Below are 19,006 nucleotides of genomic sequence, written 5' to 3'. Positions count from 1 at the left end.
TGTTAACAGTTTTTGTCAAAAGAGTTATGAGCAATAAAAAGATAATGAACAACGAATCGTTCATTTCATTGTCAGTTATAGTTGCTTGATCAAAAAAAATTAAAAGCGATGATAATTCCGCCCCCGATTGCACCAGCAATGAATAGAGCCTCAGTGCCGCGAGCAACACCGCTGATTAAATGGCCTGCCATGATATCGCGAAAAGCATTAGTAATCGCTAGACCTGGAACTAATGGCATGATGGAGCCGATAATAAGGCTATTGACATCTTTAGCAACGGACCACGAGACGGCAAGTAATGCTAGATAACCGATTATCAAAGCAGCGACAAAATCATTTAGAAAGTTCATTTGTAATTTTCTACCAAAAAAGGTGTGGACTGCAAAACCGATCATTCCGATAATGAAAGTCGGGATAAAATCAAACCAAGTGCCATTTAAGATGATCATCAATGTGCTGCTGACAATCCCAGCTGCGATGATTTTCCATAAATAAGGAAAGTCAGGAGTAGCTTGATCCACTTCTTCTAAGTAAAGATAGAAATCCGGTAACGATAATTCACCATCAGCAAATTGGCGAGAACCCTGATTCACCGCAGTAACTTTTTCTAAATTTATCGATTGGGGAGTAATCTGAACGACTTGACTATTTTGTTCAGAAGGAAAGCCGATAATAAGGCCAGTGGCAGTTACATAAGTTTGGATATCGTCGAGCCCTGCGTTGAGAGCAATCCGTTTCATCGTGTCTTCCACTCGATAGACTTCTGATCCGGATTCCATCATGATTTTACCTGCCTTTAAACAGGTATTTAAAACAAGTTGTGTATAGTTTTGCTGTTCCATCAAGCTAACCACCTTTTCTATTTCAATACTATAGTAGAGAAAATAAATAAAATAGACAAGAAAAAGAATAAGGATTGTCACTAACTGTTAGAAAACGTATAATAAAGTAACAGAAAAATTTCTAAAAGAAGATTTTGTTTTAGCTTTAAAGAAACAAAAACAACTGCAAATGGATAACGCATTTTTCATTTTATAAAAAAGTTAGTTAAATATTGATAAGGAAATAAAACGTTTCCACTCCCCTTATAAGAAAAAATACAAAAATAATTTAGCTTATTTTAAAAAAAATATGTAAATTTAGATAACATCTTCGATAAGGGTTGCAAAACTAATCAGTTTTTGATTAAAATAAAATGACGGGAAAAATAATAACATTCTGGGAGGAATTAAAATGAGAAGAAAAGTTTACACTAAAGACCAGATTCTAAAAGCTGCTTATGAAGTTGTCGAAAATGAAGGTTTCTCTGGATTTACAGCCCGAAATATTGCAAAAAAGATGGGCATCAGTACACAACCAATTTATTTAGAGTTCAAAAATATGAGTGATTTAAAAAATACATTATTAGATGAGATTTGTAATCACTTGTATTACGATATTTTCCCAGAAGTTCGTACAGGTGATACGATCGTTGATCTAGGTCTAAACTATGTCTACTTTGCGAAAGAACGAAGCAATCTTTATAATGCCTTGTTTGCTCAAGAATATGGTGGCGGAAAAAAAATGCACGACTTTTCTTACAATTACTTCCATCAATTAATTTTAGAGCACCCTAAGTATGGTCGGTTGTCTGAAAATCATATCAATGCATTGCATATGGGAACTTGGATCTGTGTAACAGGTATTGCGACGTTGATGTCTTCAGGTATTATAGAGCCTACTCAAGATGAGATTGTTCATTTAATCAACCGTACAGTTAATAATATTTTAAAAGAAGAAGATACTTCTGTTTTAGATACATTATAAAATCTTGACATTTAAAATAAAAAAGGTAAGATAAATGGTGCGGAAGGTTGGCAGAGTGGTAATGCACCGGACTCGAAATCCGGCGAACCGGCTAATACCGGCGCGCAGGTTCAAATCCTGTACCTTCCTTTAGCACCAAGTGTTAGCGTGGTTTTTGACCACGCTATTTTTGTGTCTTTTTATCGTTTAAACTATTTGCGGGCTTTCCTTTACTTATCAAGTCGATAAATTTATCAGCAACGTGAATGTAGATACCAGCTATTATCTGTACATCAATCTTATAGACATCTTTACGCCAAGTGCTTGATTTAAGTTAATCAAGTTAAAAATGTAAGAGAAATTTCTCTTACATTTTTAGTCTCAGTTGTTAGGAAAATCTTTGTCTAAAAAAGATGAGAGGTATTTCGATATCTGGTAAGAAAGACAAACTTTACTTTAAAATTAATTTGTCATTTCATCAATGAAACAGGAAATATCATTTTTAAAAATATACTTACTAAACTGTTCGCTTAATATACCGCTTACATTTCGATAGGCAAAAGTAGGCGTATTCGGTAGTGTATAGTAATAAATGCCGTTGTTTTCATATATTGGATCAGAGACGGTCGTTGTATGATTTCCTTCAATAGCGTTTCCGGCATCAGCTGCTATATCAATAATAAATGCTCCTTTTTTTACTTGTTCTTGTTCGGCAATTGTCATAATTGGTGTGCCTAAATCTCCTACTTCAATTCCATTGATGATAATCGAATAATCAGCTATTTGATGTTTAAATTCGGGAAGTGTTTTTCTATAGAAAAGTTTTACAGATGAAGAAATTTTGGAAATAGCATGAAAGGCGCCTTGAGCGGTATTTCCTGAACCTAAAATAGCAATTTTCAACTGGCTATCTGGCAACAATCCAAAACTCAGCAGCGCGTGTAAAACTCCGGCATAGCCAGCATAAAAACTGTTTTGATAAACAAAATTTTTAGGAATCAAGTCTGTGGCGTAAGCTTTTCCTTGATAGTATAAAGTAGGTTTTTGATTATCGATATCAAGAATATAAAGATTTTTAGGTATGGCTTGAGTCTCCATAAATTCTTTTCCAGATCCTAGTGGATGAGTCCAGCCGATAATGATTTGTTTTTGGCGAAGGAAATCATAATCAGAGGGTTGGAGGATTTTGAGAGAGAAGATACCATCACATAAAGCAAAAATTTCAGGACGGCTTAAGATAGTACATCCTACTTTTTGGTAGTCATCATCAGAGATATCTAAAGCAGCGCCAAAACCAGTTTCGATGTAAATTGAATTGGTGAATTGTTTGATGTGTTCAGGTAACAAAGGAACACGACGTTCATTTGGAAAATTTGACTTTACAAAACCTAATTTCATAATTCCATCTCCATTTCAATTTCTATTATTTTTTATAGCTCGATACTAAAAAAATACTTCATAATGATGATCTCGTGCTTGTTCAGTCTAACACAGTTTATAAAATATAACTGAAAGTTCCACATACAGGCAGTCTCAATCGATAAAAGAGTCAGTCAAGGTTAAAAAAGTGAAATTTCTATTTTTGAAAGTAAATTATTTTTAGCTGAATACTAAACAATGGGGGATATAGGTGCGATTAGTTGGTAAAGACGCTGACTATTTGACATAACTGAATGATTCAAATTTCTTACTGATGTAAAGCAAGTGACAATCTATACGTTTGTCTGTTCTTGTCTTTAGCTTATATATGCGTATGTTGAGGCGGGATTCCCGAGGTCTGTTATACTAAAGGTAATCGATCTTGAAGGAGTAGATGAAGATGGAAGAGACTGTATTTTTTAATTTAGGTAACGCACTTGCTGCTAAACGTGACCCTAAAGAGTTGATTAAAGAAGCTCAGATTGTAAAGGATACTCGTGATCCATTGGGAAAATTAGTCATCGTAGAAGGTGAAGAGACACTTATTTTATTTGATTTAGCAGACCAAGAAGAATCTTCTGAAACGACCCAGCCATTTACAGTAAAAAAGATTCTTGATTAGAAAAATTTGTTAGCAGGTGAAGAATTTTTATTAACAGTATGATAAAAAGTAAATCAGAGAAGCAGATTGTTCGACTCAAAGATGCTTTTTTTATAAGCTAAAGAAAAAAGATTTGAGGAAAAAATGATGATTAAATTAGCGGTTGAACTTGATCAAGCGACAGTAAACATCCAATTTGATAAGCAGGGAACAATCGTAATCTATCGTGATCTAGCAAAAGTACCGACAATAGCCAGTGATGAACTGTTGGTATATTTTAAAGGACGCGAAGCATACGCAATAGATTATGGGCAAAAAATTGATAAAAAAGTGTTAAAAGAATCAGACAGCTTAGCGACTATCAATGTCCCCTGGGATATTGAGCCAAAAGATCTCGCGCAACAAATGCTCGATGTTTGGAAAGAAAATTCCTTAAAAACGATTGGATTGTTTGCTATACAAAAAATCGCGACCAATCATTTTCCAATAGTCGCAGAGTATCAACAAGAATTGTTTGAGATTTTGACTGCTTTTGGGTATGAACACAAGCAATTGAAGAAAAAACCGGCTAAGGCACAACATCGTTGGAATAAAGCAGTTAGTGAGATTTCTTTTTATGTTGATTACAATGATTCAAAAGGAGAAGTCATTTGGCGAAAACGCAATGAGATGGTATTGAAAGCTGGAGCAAAACTTAAACAGGAAATGCCGCTGAATAAAGATGGCTCGATAGGATTCAGTGCGCGCTTTACTGAAAAATTACGGGCAGATCATGCGGACAAGATCTCGGATTTTGTGACGACAGAAGACATCGTCTTAAAAAGTGTCAATGAGGTCGGAATCTTTCTTTATTATGCTGGGACGAATGGGTGGCTAGTACTAAAAGATCAACAGGGAAAAACGATTGATGAATATACGATAGTGAAGTAAGGGAAGCTTTTTGGCTTCTCTTTTTTGAGGAAAAATTAAAAAAGCTAAGGTGCCGAATCACTAATGATTCCGTCCTCAGCTTTTAGTTAGTATAGCAAATACAGTAGCTTATAAGTCTAAATATTTTGTCAAATAATCGGCCAAACCGTCTTCTGTATTTGGTTTTTCAGTGATGTCATCAGCAACAGCTTTTAGTTGATCAGTCCCATTGGCCATAGCAACACCCCAACCGGCGAATTTCAGCATGTCTACGTCGTTATGTTCATCACCAAATGCCAGGATATCTTCACTTTTTAGGTTAAGGTTCTCAATCACGCGTTTTAAACCATGGGCTTTTTGAATCCCTTTAGCGACGACTTCTAAGATTGGATTTGGGCCGCCCCATGTATTGACTTCAACTTCATGGCCGAATTGTTGTTTCAGTTCGTCAGAGACACTATTGACGTTTTCTGGCTGGCTGCGGAGTAAAACAGAAGTGGGGTTAGTTTTCAACGTGTTGACTGTTAATAAGTTATCATTTGTTGCAAAATCACTAGCAAAAAAATGCTGATCGAAAAATTTTAAGTCATCGATAAAAAAAGTTTCACGATTTTCAGCGGCAATAAAATCTAGTTTTAGATTTTTCTTTTCTGAAATCAAATCAAACACGATTTTTCGATTAAAAGATGTTTCTTGTTCACCCGCCCAAGTTTTTCCAGGGAGATGGACAAGCGCACCGTTAAAATTAATCATCGGCGTCGTTAGTTGCAATTGACGATAGAAGTTTTTACTCATGCGGTATGGACGACCAGTGGCGATCACGACAGAGTGACCATCTTCAATCGCACGATGCAACGTTTTTACAGTTTTATCACTAATTTTAGAGTCTTGATTTAGAGTCGTCCCATCTAAATCAATTGCGATTAATTTTTTCATAAAATCTCCTCATTTCGATTTGTTTTAGTCTAGCATATTCTTTGAAAAACGCAACTGTAGCGCTTAAAAAAGAACGAAGTATTAAGAAATTAACAGGGAAAATGAGTGGGGGGAAAAGTTTTTTTGACTAGAATCTGATAGTATATAAAGTGAAAATGGTGAGAAAGGGGATACGGAAAATGAAAATCAATTGGCGGAGAAATCTGTTGATTTCTTGGATCGGTTGTTTTTTTACCGGCGCAAGTTTCAGCTTAGTGATGCCTTTTTTGCCAGTCTATATCGAACAGTTAGGAACGTCCGCATCACAGGTCGATCTATTCTCCGGTCTGGCAATTTCTGTAACAGCGTTTTCAGCAGCGATTGTTTCACCATTATGGGGAAATCTAGCTGATCGCAAAGGAAGACGTTTGATGATGATTCGTGCGGCTGCAGGAATGACCGTTACGATGGGTTCGCTGGCTTTTGTACCAAATGTTTATTGGCTGTTGTTCATGCGATTTATGACAGGTGTTTTATCAGGCTACATACCAAATGCAACAGCTTTGATTGCCTCGCAAGTGCCTAAACAAAAAAGTGGCTGGGCGTTAGGGACGTTAGCTACTGGAAGTGTCGCAGGAAACTTGATTGGGCCGTTGATTGGTGGGATGTTGGCACAGTGGTTTGGTTTACGTAATGTTTTTATTATTACAGGAAGTATTTTACTAATCTGTACGGTGTTGACTGTCTTTATGGTAAAAGAAGATTTTCAACCCATTGAAAAAGCAGATGTCATCAGCATGGCAGAGTTACGCAAGCGGATCAATTACATGCCAATTTTGATTGGTCTATTTATCAGCTCATTGATTCTACAAGTTGGAGCAACCAGTATCAGTCCAATCTTAACCCTGTATATACGTGATCTGAGTGGATCAAGTGGGAACGCGTTAGTAGTCAGCGGGTTGATTGTTTCTGTTGCAGGAGTCTCAGCGATTGCTTCATCACCAACGTTAGGGAAAATCGGCGATCGCATTGGCAATCACAAAGTCTTATTAGCTGGTTTGATCTTATCATTGATTTGTTTTATTCCGATGGCGTTTGTGAAAACACCATTCCAACTGGGAGTGCTGCGGTTTTTTCTAGGATTTTCGACAGGTGCTCTAATGCCGTCAATCAATACATTAATCAGCAAAATCAGCCCGCCAGAAGGAGTCAGCCGAATTTTTAGTTACAATCAAATGTTCAACAATTTCGGACAGGTAATTGGTCCGATGCTAGGATCAACTGTGGCTCATACGATGGGTTATCCAGCTGTATTTTTAGTTACTAGTGCCTGTGTATTTGGAAATATTATTTTGAGTACGTTCAATTTCCGTAAGTTACTGACGACAAAGACAAAGATATAATTAATTTGAAATAAACAAAAAACCAGTTACAATAAAGTAACTGGTTTTTTCTATGCTTCGGCTTTTTTAGGTGAAACAAAATGCGCAGCAATGATGACGATAACTCCAATAATCAACGAAATAATTGTAGATAATCCGAAGTTATAAGTACCAATTTGCAGAGCACCGCCTAAATAACAAACGGCTTGGCCAATTGCGAAAGCCCAAAATAATGTAACTAGATATTTCATCAAGAGTACCTCTTTTCGCAACAATATTTAGCTACAGTTTAGCATTATTTTCTGAAAAGTAAAGAGAAGTACTGAAAGTTTAATCAGAGACTAAGAGAGTCTACATAGGAGGGAAACCATGACATTACCACAACTATATACAAAAACTTCCTATTCATTATTGAAAAGTACGTTAACAATCAACGAATACGTGGCATCAGCAAAAGCTCGCGGCTATTCTGCAATCGCAATCACCGACGAGAATGTGTTGTATGGAGCAGTGGAATTTTTCCAAGCTTGTCGAAAGAATCAAATCAGCGGAATTATCGGTCTAGAATTAGATTTTTTAGTGGATGATCATTCTGAAAAACTCTTATTATACGCTAAAAACGGTATAGGGTATCAAGAATTGATGCGTCTATCTAGTACCCGGATGATTGCAGAAACGCCACTAGATCTCGCGACATATAAAATCGCTGCTGAAAATCTGATCACGGTCTTACCGGTGGAAGGAAGAGAAGCTCCACTTGAACGGATCTTGAAAAAAATCAATGAAACTATTTCCAGTGAAGTTTATTTAGGTATTTCGCCGGCAACGAACAGATCTGATTTACCAGAAAACTATCCAAAGCTTGCGCTTCATGAAGTGACGTACTTAGATGCGGCGCAAGCATTTTCCGTTAAAGTGATGAACCATATTCAAAGTGGGAATCAACTGCCAAAAGAAGAGTTGACTAATCAATTAGGAGAAAATTATTTAGTAGAAATGGAGCAGCTGTTGACAAGTTTTACAGATGAGCTGGCTGTCTCTAATGCCCAACGACTGGTAGAAATTTGTCAATTTGAGCTGTCTTTACATCAAAAATTACTGCCCCATTACCCGCTTCCTGCTCAACAAACAGCAAAAACGTATTTGCAAGAACTCTGTTGGCAAAAATTACCAAAAAGAATCTCAGACGTTACAGAAGAATATCGTCAACGCTTGGCATATGAACTAGAAATTATCCATCATATGGGCTTTGATGATTACTTTTTGATTGTCTGGGATGTTATGGATTATGTTCATCGCAGTAAGATTGTCTCGGGTGCTGGTCGTGGGTCTGCGGCGGGTTCCTTAGTGGCCTATGTGTTGAGCATCACCGATGTAGACCCCATCAAATATGAGCTGTTATTTGAACGGTTCTTGAATCCTGAACGTAATAGTATGCCGGATATTGATTTGGATATTCCTGACAATCGTCGAAATCAAGTGTTGCATTATGTTCATGAAAAATATGGTCATTTCCATGTTTCGCAAATCGCCACGTTTGGTACGATGGCGGCTAAGATGGTGTTACGGGATGTCGGTCGTGTTTTTGGACTATCACAAAGCGAAGCCAGTCGTTGGTCAAAGGCTATTCCAAATCAGTTGAAAATCACCTTGCATGAAGCGTACGAAAAATCTGAATCTTTGAAACGACTAGTTGCACAAGATGAACGAAGCGAATTGCTTTTTCAAACAGCACGAACCTTAGAAGGACTGCCGCGGCATGTCTCGACTCATGCTGGGGGAATCATCATCAGTGATGTAGACCTCATGACGCTTGTTCCACTTCAAAAAGGTTCTGAAGATATTTTGTTGACGCAATTTACAATGACAGACGTGGAAGCAATTGGGCTGTTGAAAATGGATTTTTTAGGTCTTCGCAATCTTTCAATCATCGACAATGCCCAACAAACGATTCGTCGTGTTTATCAAGAAGACATAGATTTGAAATCGATCCCGTTAGATGATCCTGAAACACTGGCTCTGTTTCAAAGGGGAGAAACTAGCGGTGTTTTCCAGTTTGAATCAGCAGGTATTCGTAAAGTTTTACGCAATCTGCATCCAACTTCGTTTGAGGATATCGTTGCAGTAAATGCATTGTACCGACCAGGTCCGATGCAGATCATCGATCGTTTTATCGCTCGAAAAAACGGTCGTGAACAAGTGACTTTTCCAGATTCTTCTGTTCAGCAGATTCTAGCACCGACATATGGCTTTATTGTTTATCAAGAACAAATCATGCAAGTTGCTGCTCAGATGGCCGGATTTAGCTTAGGCGAGGCGGATATTTTACGTCGTGCTGTCAGCAAAAAGAAAAAAGCTTTATTAGATGAAGAAAGACGTCACTTTATCACAGGGGCGGTCGCTCGAGGACATAGTCAAAAAAGTGCTGAAGAAGTCTATGATTATATCGAACGTTTCGCAAATTATGGGTTTAATCGTTCTCATTCAGTGGCGTATTCATTTGTCGGCTATCAGATGGCATACATGAAAGTCCACTATCCCGGCGCTTTTTATACAGCATTGATGCAATCTGTCCGTAATGATCCGAAAAAATTACGAGAATATTTCGCTGAAGCAAATCGTGCGGGTGTAAAATTATTAGCACCAGATATCAATCGCAGCAGCTACAGTTTTACATTAATAGAAAAAAACCTAATACGGTTTGGTTTAGATGCAATCAAAGGCATGCGTCGTGATTTTGTCAGTGACATTTTGACAGCTCGTAAAGAAGGAGGCGCCTTTCAGTCATTGGATCAATTCCTATTACGTATTGAAACACGTTGGTTGAAAAACGAATATATTGAACCATTGATTTTTATTGGTGCATTTGATGAATTACATTCCAATCGCCGAGAATTGGCGGATGGGTTGGAAGGGAAGATTCAAAATGTTCAATATAGTGGTGGCAGCATATCGTTATTAGATGTCATGAGTTTAAAAGAACGTTCGATAGAAGATTATTCATTAGCAGAACGATTGAATTATGAAGAGCAATACCTTGGATTGTATGTATCTGGCCATCCTACAGAAAACTATCCGAAACTATTGAAACAAAAAGATTTACAACCAATCACTGAACTAACTGTTGGTAAACAAGGAAAAATTCTCTTCTATTTAAAAGACATTCGTGAAATTCGAACGAAAAAAGGAGAACAGATGGCTTTTTTGACAGGCAATGATCAAAGCGGCGAGATCTCTTTAACGATTTTTCCACAAAGTTATCGGCGTTTCCGCAATGAGCTTGAGTTAGAACAAGTTTATCTTGTTTCTGGTAAAGTAGAACGTAGTCGCTATGATCAAGCTATCCAATTATTAGTTGAAACTTTGATTCCTGCTCAAACAGCAGAGGAAGAAATTAGCGATAAAACATTATTTTTACGTGTTCAAGAAAAACAAGACACTCCGGATATTCAAAAAGAGATTGCCGAAAGATTGCAATTATCTCCTGGAAAAGTCCCTGTTGTAATCTATTATGAAAAAAGTCGCCGAAAGATTGCGCTGGATAAAAAGTTTTGGATAGGGATTAATGACGCCCTTTTAGCGGCTTTAAGCGACATATTAGGGGAGCAAAATGTCGTAATAAGATGATTTCTTGTAACTTTCAAAAACTTTTTTCAAAAACTGGGCTTTTCCCGGAGACATCTCAAGACTTTTGGAATGTTTTTTGATAGAATGTACCATGGATTAACGATGTATGTTTTTGAGAATACTTATGAGGTGAGAAAATGAAACGCATTGGAATTTTAACAAGTGGAGGAGACGCTCCCGGAATGAACGCTGCTGTTCGTGCAGTCGTACGTAAAGCGATCTTTGAAGGCATGGAAGTCTATGGCATCAATTATGGTTTTGCTGGTTTAGTTGCTGGTGATATTCGTCGTTTAGATGTTGCTGATGTTGGTGACAAAATCCAACGAGGCGGGACGTTCCTATATTCAGCTCGTTATCCAGAATTTGCGACTGAAGAAGGACAATTAAAAGGAATCGAACAATTGAAAAAATTCGGTATCGAAGGGTTAGTTGTTATCGGTGGCGATGGTTCTTATCATGGAGCGATGGCATTGACAAAACATGGCTATCCAGCTGTCGGTATCCCAGGAACGATTGATAATGATATCCCAGGAACAGACTTTACAGTTGGTTTTGATACAGCAATCAATACAGTATTGGAATCTATTGACCGCATTCGTGATACAGCGACTTCACACGTTCGTACATTTGTTATCGAAGTAATGGGACGTAACGCTGGCGACATCGCTTTATGGTCTGGTGTTGCAGGCGGGGCTGATGAAATCGTCATTCCTGAACACGATTTTGATATGGAACGCATTGCAAATAAGATTCGTGCGGGCCGCGATCGTGGGAAAAAACATTGCTTGATCATCCTTGCTGAAGGTGTGATGGGCGGGAATGAATTTGCGGATAAATTAGCTGAATACGGTGATTTCCATACTCGTGTCAGTGTGTTGGGTCACGTTGTTCGTGGGGGTTCACCAAGTGCTCGCGACCGTGTGTTAGCAAGTAAATTCGGTTCATATGCAGTGGATTTATTGTTAGAAGGTAAAGGCGGATTATGTATTGGTATGTTAGACAACCAAGTAGTCGCTGCTAATATTGTTGAGACGTTAGAAAACAATAAACACAAACCTGATTTATCATTATATGATTTGAACAACCAAATCTCATTTTAATCTCGTTAATAATAGTGAATACTATATATTAAAACAATCAAGAATGGAGCGTATTAGGTAATGAAAAAGACTAAGATCGTTAGTACATTAGGACCAGCAAGTAACACGGTTGAAACAATCTCTCAATTAATTGAAGCTGGTGCTAACGTGTTCCGTTTCAATTTCTCACACGGAGATCACGAAGAACAACTTGCACGCATGAACATGGTTCGTGAAGCAGTAGAAAAAACTGGTAAAGATGTTGGTATTCTTTTAGATACTAAAGGTGCAGAAATCCGGACAACTGTTCAAGACACTACAGAAGAAGATTATGGCCGTGCAGGTTATATCGAATTTAACGTAGGTGACCAAACACGTATCTCAATGGATTCTGAACACAAAGGAACGAAAGAAAAAATTGCTGTAACTTATCCAGGTCTATACGACGATGCACACATCGGCGGACACATCTTATTCGATGATGGCTTGATTGATATGGAAATCATCGATAAAGATGAAGCAAATCGTGAATTAGTAATGCTTGTTAAAAATGCTGGTATGCTAGGCTCACGTAAAGGTGTAAATGCTCCAGGAATCTCAATCAACTTACCTGGGATCACTGAAAAAGATGCAGACGATATTCGTTTTGGTTTAGATAACAATATCAACTTTATCGCTGCAAGTTTTGTTCGTAAAGCACAAGACGTTCTTGATATCCGCGAAATCCTTGAAGAAAAAAATATGACACACGTTCATATCTTCCCTAAAATCGAATCACAAGAAGGTATAGATAACATCGACGAAATCATCAAAGTTTCTGATGGTATCATGATTGCCCGTGGTGATATGGGTGTTGAAATCGCTCCTGAACTAGTACCAATGGTTCAAAAACGAATCATTAAAAAATGTAACTATGCTGGTAAAGCTGTTATTACTGCTACTCAAATGCTAGAGTCAATGCAAGAAAACCCACGTCCAACACGTGCAGAAGCTTCTGACGTTGCCAATGCTGTATTTGATGGAACAGATGCTACAATGCTTTCTGGAGAATCTGCAAATGGTAAATATCCAGTTGAAGCGGTTGGTACTATGGCTCGTATCGATATGGAAGCTGAATCTGCTTTATCAGAATTAGGTTCATTCCAAATCAATGAATTTGATAAATCAAACGTAACAGAAACAATCGGTTTGTCAGTTGCACGTGCAGCGAAAAACTTAGGTGTTAAAACAATCGTTGCTGCAACAGAATCTGGCCACACTGCTCGTATGATCTCTAAATACCGTCCGGATGCTGACATTTTAGCTGTAACTTTTGATGAAAATACAAAACGCAGCTTGATGGTCAACTGGGGTGTCTACCCAACTGTTGCTGAAAAACCATCAACAACTGATGAAATGTTCGATTTAGCAGCACAACAAGCAGTTGAATTAGGTTTTGCTAAAGAAGGCGACTTGATCTTGATCACTGCCGGTGTACCAGTTGGTGAACGCGGAACAACAAACGTAATGAAAGTTCAAATGATCGGTTCTAAATTATTAGAAGCACAAGGTATCGGTGAATCAACGGTTGTTGCTCATGCAGTAGTTGCCCATTCAGCAGAAGAAGCAATCAAAAACGCTAAAGACGGTATGGTACTAGTTGTACCGACAACTGATAAAGATTACATGCCTGCAATTGAAAAAGCTGCAGCATTGATCGTTGAAGATGGCGGCTTAACTTCACATGCTGCTGTTGTCGGTATCGCTCAAGATATTCCAGTAGTCGTTGGTGCAAAAGATGCAACATCAACAGTTGTTGATGGTGAATTAGTCACAATCGATCCTCGTCGTGGAATCGTCTACCGTGGACAAACAACAGCAATCTAAGCTTTAGATTGTTAGGAAGCGGACCAGTTAATTGGTTCGCTTTTTTTGTCAATTAGGGTTTTTGTAACAATTTAAGAGTGAACGAAAGACTAGTTTTTAATAACAAACCGCATCACAACGTTTTTTGCAGGTGTCAAGAAAATTTCATTGACAAAGATTTTTTACACCTGTATAATAGCGATTGTTGCTTAGAGGTGATGAATAATGAAATGGTCGATTGGCGAATTACGCCGCTATAAAGAAGAAACTTTAAACTTTTCAGAAACGATCGATGTAAATGAGGCATTAACTGCCCGGGATAATGAAATCTTAGCCGTAGCACCTGTTACTGTAGAAGGAATCTTGTCTGTCGGGAAGAATGAATATATTTTACATTATCGGCTGAAAACTATTGTAACAGTTCCTTCAGCCCGCTCCTTAGAACCAGTTGATCTGCCACTTGATCTTTCAGTGGACGAAGTATTCATGACAAGGGAGCAATGGTCTTCAATGGAAGAAGAACGAGACGAAGAGATTCTTGTATTAGACAATGATACAATCGACTTGACAGATTCTATCGAAGATAACATTTTATTAGCGATTCCAATGCAAGTATTCTCTGAAGAAGAAATGCAAACAAAAGACTTACCCAAAGGTAACGATTGGGAAGTTGTCAGTGAAGAAGAGTATTTGCAGAAAAAAGAATCTGCTGAAACAATTGATCCTCGTCTTGCGAAATTATCTGAACTATTCAATGAATCGGAAGATGATAAGTAAGATTGGAATAAAATGTATCAGAAAATGATACTTCATTTTATAAGGAGGTGTAACACCCAATGGCAGTACCAGCTAGAAAAACATCAAAAGCTAAAAAGAACAAACGTCGTACTCACTACAAATTGACCATTAAAGGATTGAATGAATGTCCTAACTGTGGCGAAATGAAGAAGAGCCATCACGTATGTGCCAACTGCGGCTACTATGATGGAAAAGATGTTATGTCTAAAGAAGCATAAGCACTTTTTAATAGAGAAAGTCAAAACCTCGAGACTAACCATGGAGTCTTGAGGTTTTTTTCTTAGAAAAAAACACTATTCATTTTCCATTCTCACTTTCTTAGGATATAATGAGAAACGTATTGAATTATTTAAAGTATCTATTTTATTGAGCGTACTTGGATATGATTAATGAAAAGATACCTGTGGTGAGAATCCACCTTATTTTTCTGCTGAGAAATAAGATCATTAATAGGAACTAGGAGGATAATTATGTCAAAACAACAATTCGGCGTCGTAGGTATGGCCGTGATGGGGAAAAATCTAGCATTGAATATCGAAAGCCGCGGTTACTCAGTGGCCTTGTATAATCGAACTGGATCAAAAACAGAAGCAGTCGTAGCAGAACATCCCGATCGCAACTTAAAAGCTACTTTTTCAATCGAGGAATTTGTTGACTCAATCGAGAAACCACGTCGCATCATGTTGATGGTTCAAGCAGGGCCAGCAACAGATGCAACGATCCAATCATTGTTACCTCACTTAGATAAAGGGGACATCTTAATTGATGGAGGAAATACCTTCTTCAAAGACACGATTCGTCGTAACGAAGAGCTAGCCAACTCAGGAATCAATTTCATTGGTACTGGGGTCTCTGGTGGTGAAAAAGGTGCCTTAGAAGGTCCTTCTATGATGCCTGGTGGACAAAAAGAAGCCTATGATTTAGTTGCACCAATTTTTGAACAGATTGCTGCTAAAGCAGAAGATGGCGAACCATGTGTAACTTACATTGGTCCTAATGGAGCAGGTCATTATGTAAAAATGGTTCACAACGGAATTGAATATGGCGACATGCAATTAATTGCAGAATCCTATGATTTGATGCAGCGTCTATTAGGTCTTTCTGTAGAGGAAATGGCCGATGTCTTTTCTGAATGGAACAAAGGTGAATTAGACAGCTATTTAATTGAAATTACAGCTGACATTTTGACTCGTAAAGACGATGAAGGAACAGACAAAGCAATTGTTGATGTTATCAAAGATGCAGCAGGAAACAAAGGAACTGGGAAATGGACTTCACAAAGTGCTTTGGACTTAGGTGTGCCGTTACCATTGATCACAGAATCTGTTTTCGCTCGTTTTATCTCAGCCTACAAAGAAGAACGTGTTGCAGCAAGTAAAGTACTTTCTGGACCAGCTCCTTATAAATACGAAGGCGATAAACAAGAATTAATCGAAAAAATCCGTGAAGCTCTTTATTTCAGCAAAATCATGAGTTACGCGCAAGGATTTTCTGAACTACGCGCTGCCTCAAAAGAATTCGATTGGAATCTACCATTTGGTGAAATTGCGAAAATCTGGCGTGCCGGATGTATCATTCGTGCACGTTTCTTACAAAAAATTACGGATGCTTATGAAAAAGATTCTGACTTAGCCAACTTGATGCTAGATGAATATTTCAAAGAAATCACTGAAAAATATCAACAAGCAGTTCGTGAAGTTGTTGCTATCGCTGTCCAAGCTGGCGTACCTGTACCAACATTTTCATCTGCGATTACTTACTACGATTCTTATCGTGCAGAACGCTTACCTGCAAACTTAGTTCAAGCGCAACGTGATTACTTTGGAGCACATACGTATGAACGTACAGATAAAGAGGGAATCTTCCATTATAGCTGGTACCACGAAGAATAGCAGAGGTTATTTATGAGATAAGTGCTAAGTATCTATAGCTTTTTGACAGGTTTAGCCCTATAATAATAGAGGCTTAATGAAATTCAACTTGGAAAGGAACTAAAAAAATGAGTAATATTCTGATCATTGAAGATGAGAAAAATCTGGCTCGTTTTGTCGAACTAGAATTGAAGCACGAAGGCTATGATACAGAAGTTCATTATAATGGTAGAACAGGACTTGAAGCTGCTTTAGAAAGCGACTGGGACGCAATTTTACTTGATTTGATGCTTCCTGAATTAAATGGCTTAGAAGTTTGTCGTCGTGTTCGTCAAGTGAAAAACACACCGATCATCATGATGACAGCTCGTGATTCCGTAATCGACCGTGTTTCTGGTTTAGATCATGGCGCAGACGATTATATCGTCAAACCTTTTGCGATTGAAGAATTGCTTGCACGTTTGCGTGCGTTACTTCGTCGAATTGATATTGAAGGCGATAAAAATGTTGCAAAACAAACAACCATCACGTATCGTGATTTAACAATCGAAAAAGAAAACCGTGTCGTACGCCGCGGAAATGAGATCATTGAACTAACAAAACGTGAATACGAATTATTATTGACACTAATGGAGAACGTCAACGTAGTTTTAGCGCGTGATGTTTTACTAAATAAGGTTTGGGGCTATGAAACAGAAGTAGAAACCAACGTTGTTGATGTATATATCCGTTATTTACGTAATAAAATCGACGTACCAGGGGAAGATAGTTATATCCAAACTGTCCGTGGTACCGGGTACGTTATGCGCTCATGAGAAAATTTAACAAGAAACAAAGAGAACTGAAAGGGCCCTCACTCACTATCAAGTGGGCCTTTACAAGTTCTTTCTTTATATTCGTGGTATTTACGATTTTTGCTGTGATCACTTACAAGTCTTCCGTAAATTTGATCGTGACTAAAGAAAGAAACAATGTGGAACGTACGATTTCTGAAGTAACTTCTCGTTTAGCTAATGCAGATGAGGAGCTGACTTTGGTAAATACCTACCGAACACTGACAGAAACCAATAACCGAGACAGTGCGATGTATGATCAAAACATGACCTTAGAAGGCAATATGATACGGATCGATGATTTCATTTCGGAATTAGGTCAGCGTCAATTATCCTTAGATATCTATAATCTAGACAAAAGACTAATCTTTAAAACCAAAAAAAATTATCAACCTTTAGTTCAAACAAAGCATAAGAAACCAACAATCGTTACAGTCGATGATAAAAATGGATTTTTATCAGTAGAACCTATCTATTCTAAAGAAACTAGAGAAAAAATTGGGTATGCGCAAGTCTTTTACGAACTATCTGACTTCTATGAGATGCGTAGCAAATTATTATTGACATTGATCATATTAGAGATTGTTTCATTGCTGTTGAGCAGCTTCTTAGGATTCTTGCTATCCTCATACTTCTTGAAACCAGTTAAGATCCTTCGAGATACAATGGAGATTATTCGACAAGATCCTCAAGCCGAAGTACATGTCCCTGAAATCACGACTAATGATGAATTAGCAGATCTAGCAGTTATCTTTAATGACGTCATTGATCGTATACGGATGTATATCGAACAACAAGAACAATTCGTTGAAGATGTCTCTCATGAATTGCGAACGCCTGTAGCAGTTATCGAAGGCCATTTAAGCATGTTGAATCGCTGGGGGAAAGATGATCCGGAAATATTGGATGAATCAATCCAAGCCAGTCTACAAGAACTTGTTCGCATGAAGAGTTTGGTTCAAGAGATGTTAGACTTATCTCGAGCAGAGCAAGTGGACGTCTATTATGGAAATGAGACATCTAAGGCAAAAGAGGTCACGAACCAAGTATTCAACAATTTCAAATTGCTTTACCCCGAATTTACCTTCACATTAGATGATGATCTTGATGACGAAAAAACGTTGAGAATATATCGTAATCACTTAGAACAAATTCTGATTATTATTTTAGATAACGCAGTAAAATACTCTACAGATCGAAAAGAAGTACATCTTTCGGTCTCATCAACTTTAAATAAATTTGAGATCGCAATCCAAGATTTTGGTGAAGGGATTCCAGATGAAGATATCGATAAAGTATTTAATCGCTTTTATCGTGTTGATAAAGCCCGTGCCCGTACAAAAGGTGGGAATGGTTTAGGATTGTCGATTGCCCATAAACTTTTGGAGAGTTATAAAGGAAGTATTAGTGTAGAAAGTTCGGTAGGTAAAGGTACAATTTTTAGAATTTTCATCCCAATGGTCGAAGAAAAAACAGCTGAGTAAAAACTCGGCTGTTTTTTTATGCGAAAATTAGAAAATATATCGTACAAGATAACGTTATTTTTGTTTTAAAATCGAACGTTATTTTAGAGTTTTAATCGAACGTTCGAAAAATAAAAAAGATCAAAAAAACATGTAAAAAATAGTTGCATTATAGCTTGAAGATTGCTATATTATTATCTGTTACCGAGAGAAAAAAACAACTTGAAACAAATTAAAAATAATTGTTGACGGATGAAAGTTCTTATGGTATTTTTATAAAGTCGCTTGAGCGAGATGTGATTCGAACTTGTTTTTTTATCAAAAAGTTTTTAAATAAAAGTTATTGACTTTTAAATAAAAATCTGATATGATATAAAAGTTGTTGAAACAAAACAACAAGCGATGTAGACCTTTGAAAACTGAACGAATAAAACAAACCAAATGTGTAGGGCGTTTCTATTTAATAGAAACAAACAACA

At 37.5% G+C, this 19,006-nt stretch carries 16 protein-coding genes and 1 tRNA gene; 13 read left to right on the top strand and 4 right to left on the bottom strand.

Translation table 11 applies throughout. The annotated features are described in order from the left end of the window. Nucleotides 1-89 precede the first annotated feature (89 nt). Nucleotides 90-842, bottom strand: a complete 753-nt coding sequence (locus P7D84_RS02950) for a threonine/serine exporter family protein (RefSeq protein WP_137604394.1) — start codon at nt 840-842, stop codon at nt 90-92. Nucleotides 843-1,233: 391 nt separating this feature from the next. Between P7D84_RS02950 and P7D84_RS02945 the strand changes: the two genes are divergently transcribed. Together P7D84_RS02945 and P7D84_RS02940 are read left to right on the top strand one after the other, a co-directional pair. Further along, nucleotides 1,234-1,806: a TetR/AcrR family transcriptional regulator gene (locus P7D84_RS02945; protein WP_311804946.1), complete on the top strand. Its 573-nt coding sequence runs from the start codon at nt 1,234-1,236 to the stop codon at nt 1,804-1,806. Between the two features lie 41 nt (nt 1,807-1,847). Next, nucleotides 1,848-1,935: transfer RNA gene (locus P7D84_RS02940), tRNA-Ser, on the top strand. A gap of 312 nt (nt 1,936-2,247) precedes the next feature. On the opposite strand, the gene P7D84_RS02935 is transcribed toward P7D84_RS02940, so the two are convergent. After that, the gene (locus P7D84_RS02935; RefSeq protein ID WP_311804945.1) at nt 2,248-3,183 is read right to left on the bottom strand and encodes a Rossmann-fold NAD(P)-binding domain-containing protein; all 936 of its coding nucleotides are present in this window, start codon (nt 3,181-3,183) and stop codon (nt 2,248-2,250) included. Nucleotides 3,184-3,604: 421 nt separating this feature from the next. Here P7D84_RS02935 and P7D84_RS02930 point away from each other — a divergent pair, with 421 nt between their 5' ends. Both P7D84_RS02930 and P7D84_RS02925 read left to right on the top strand, forming a co-directional pair. Further along, nucleotides 3,605-3,826, top strand: coding sequence for a hypothetical protein (locus P7D84_RS02930; protein WP_311804944.1), 222 nt, complete (start codon nt 3,605-3,607; stop codon nt 3,824-3,826). A gap of 123 nt (nt 3,827-3,949) precedes the next feature. After that, complete coding sequence (locus P7D84_RS02925) at nt 3,950-4,735, top strand: hypothetical protein (protein WP_311804943.1); 786 nt, start codon at nt 3,950-3,952, stop codon at nt 4,733-4,735. Between the two features lie 108 nt (nt 4,736-4,843). Here the strand turns inward: P7D84_RS02925 and P7D84_RS02920 are convergent, their stop codons facing one another. After that, nucleotides 4,844-5,650: a Cof-type HAD-IIB family hydrolase gene (locus P7D84_RS02920; protein WP_311804942.1), complete on the bottom strand. Its 807-nt coding sequence runs from the start codon at nt 5,648-5,650 to the stop codon at nt 4,844-4,846. A gap of 179 nt (nt 5,651-5,829) precedes the next feature. On the opposite strand from P7D84_RS02920, the gene P7D84_RS02915 reads away from it, so the two are divergent. Then, nucleotides 5,830-7,032 carry a multidrug efflux MFS transporter gene (locus P7D84_RS02915; RefSeq protein WP_311804941.1) on the top strand — a complete coding sequence of 401 codons (1,203 nt, stop codon included), beginning with the start codon at nt 5,830-5,832 and terminating at the stop codon, nt 7,030-7,032. 50 nt (nt 7,033-7,082) lie between these two features. Here P7D84_RS02915 and P7D84_RS02910 read toward each other — a convergent pair whose 3' ends face one another. After that, nucleotides 7,083-7,262 carry a YjzD family protein gene (locus tag P7D84_RS02910; RefSeq protein WP_137604388.1) on the bottom strand — a complete coding sequence of 60 codons (180 nt, stop codon included), beginning with the start codon at nt 7,260-7,262 and terminating at the stop codon, nt 7,083-7,085. 118 nt (nt 7,263-7,380) lie between these two features. Between P7D84_RS02910 and P7D84_RS02905 the strand changes: the two genes are divergently transcribed. From P7D84_RS02905 to P7D84_RS02870, 8 genes are all read left to right on the top strand, one after another. Continuing rightward, nucleotides 7,381-10,638 (top strand): DNA polymerase III subunit alpha, encoded by a 3,258-nt coding sequence (locus tag P7D84_RS02905; protein ID WP_311804940.1) that lies wholly within the window; start codon nt 7,381-7,383, stop codon nt 10,636-10,638. 137 nt (nt 10,639-10,775) lie between these two features. Continuing rightward, nucleotides 10,776-11,738: a 6-phosphofructokinase gene (gene pfkA / locus P7D84_RS02900; protein ID WP_137604386.1), complete on the top strand. Its 963-nt coding sequence runs from the start codon at nt 10,776-10,778 to the stop codon at nt 11,736-11,738. Nucleotides 11,739-11,798: 60 nt separating this feature from the next. Beyond that, complete coding sequence (gene pyk, locus P7D84_RS02895) at nt 11,799-13,583, top strand: pyruvate kinase (protein ID WP_311801507.1); 1,785 nt, start codon at nt 11,799-11,801, stop codon at nt 13,581-13,583. Nucleotides 13,584-13,787: 204 nt separating this feature from the next. Further along, on the top strand, nt 13,788-14,339 hold the full coding sequence (locus P7D84_RS02890; protein ID WP_137604384.1) for a YceD family protein: 552 nt from the start codon (nt 13,788-13,790) through the stop codon (nt 14,337-14,339). A gap of 59 nt (nt 14,340-14,398) precedes the next feature. After that, complete coding sequence (gene rpmF, locus P7D84_RS02885; protein ID WP_010740070.1) at nt 14,399-14,578, top strand: 50S ribosomal protein L32; 180 nt, start codon at nt 14,399-14,401, stop codon at nt 14,576-14,578. Between the two features lie 252 nt (nt 14,579-14,830). After that, entirely contained in the window at nt 14,831-16,252 is a 1,422-nt protein-coding gene (gene gnd, locus P7D84_RS02880; RefSeq protein ID WP_311804939.1) for an NADP-dependent phosphogluconate dehydrogenase, read from the top strand. A gap of 107 nt (nt 16,253-16,359) precedes the next feature. Then, nucleotides 16,360-17,046 (top strand): response regulator transcription factor, encoded by a 687-nt coding sequence (locus P7D84_RS02875; RefSeq protein ID WP_010740068.1) that lies wholly within the window; start codon nt 16,360-16,362, stop codon nt 17,044-17,046. Beyond that, entirely contained in the window at nt 17,043-18,548 is a 1,506-nt protein-coding gene (locus P7D84_RS02870; RefSeq protein WP_311804938.1) for a HAMP domain-containing sensor histidine kinase, read from the top strand. Before P7D84_RS02875 ends, P7D84_RS02870 begins: the two co-directional genes overlap by 4 nt. Nucleotides 18,549-19,006: the final 458 nt, after the last annotated feature.

The organism is Enterococcus dongliensis (assembly GCF_031927985.1).
GTDB lineage: Bacteria > Bacillota > Bacilli > Lactobacillales > Enterococcaceae > Enterococcus_A > Enterococcus_A dongliensis.
The sequence above is the reverse complement of the archived record's forward strand: the minus strand, read 5'-3'. Positions and strand labels throughout refer to the sequence as shown.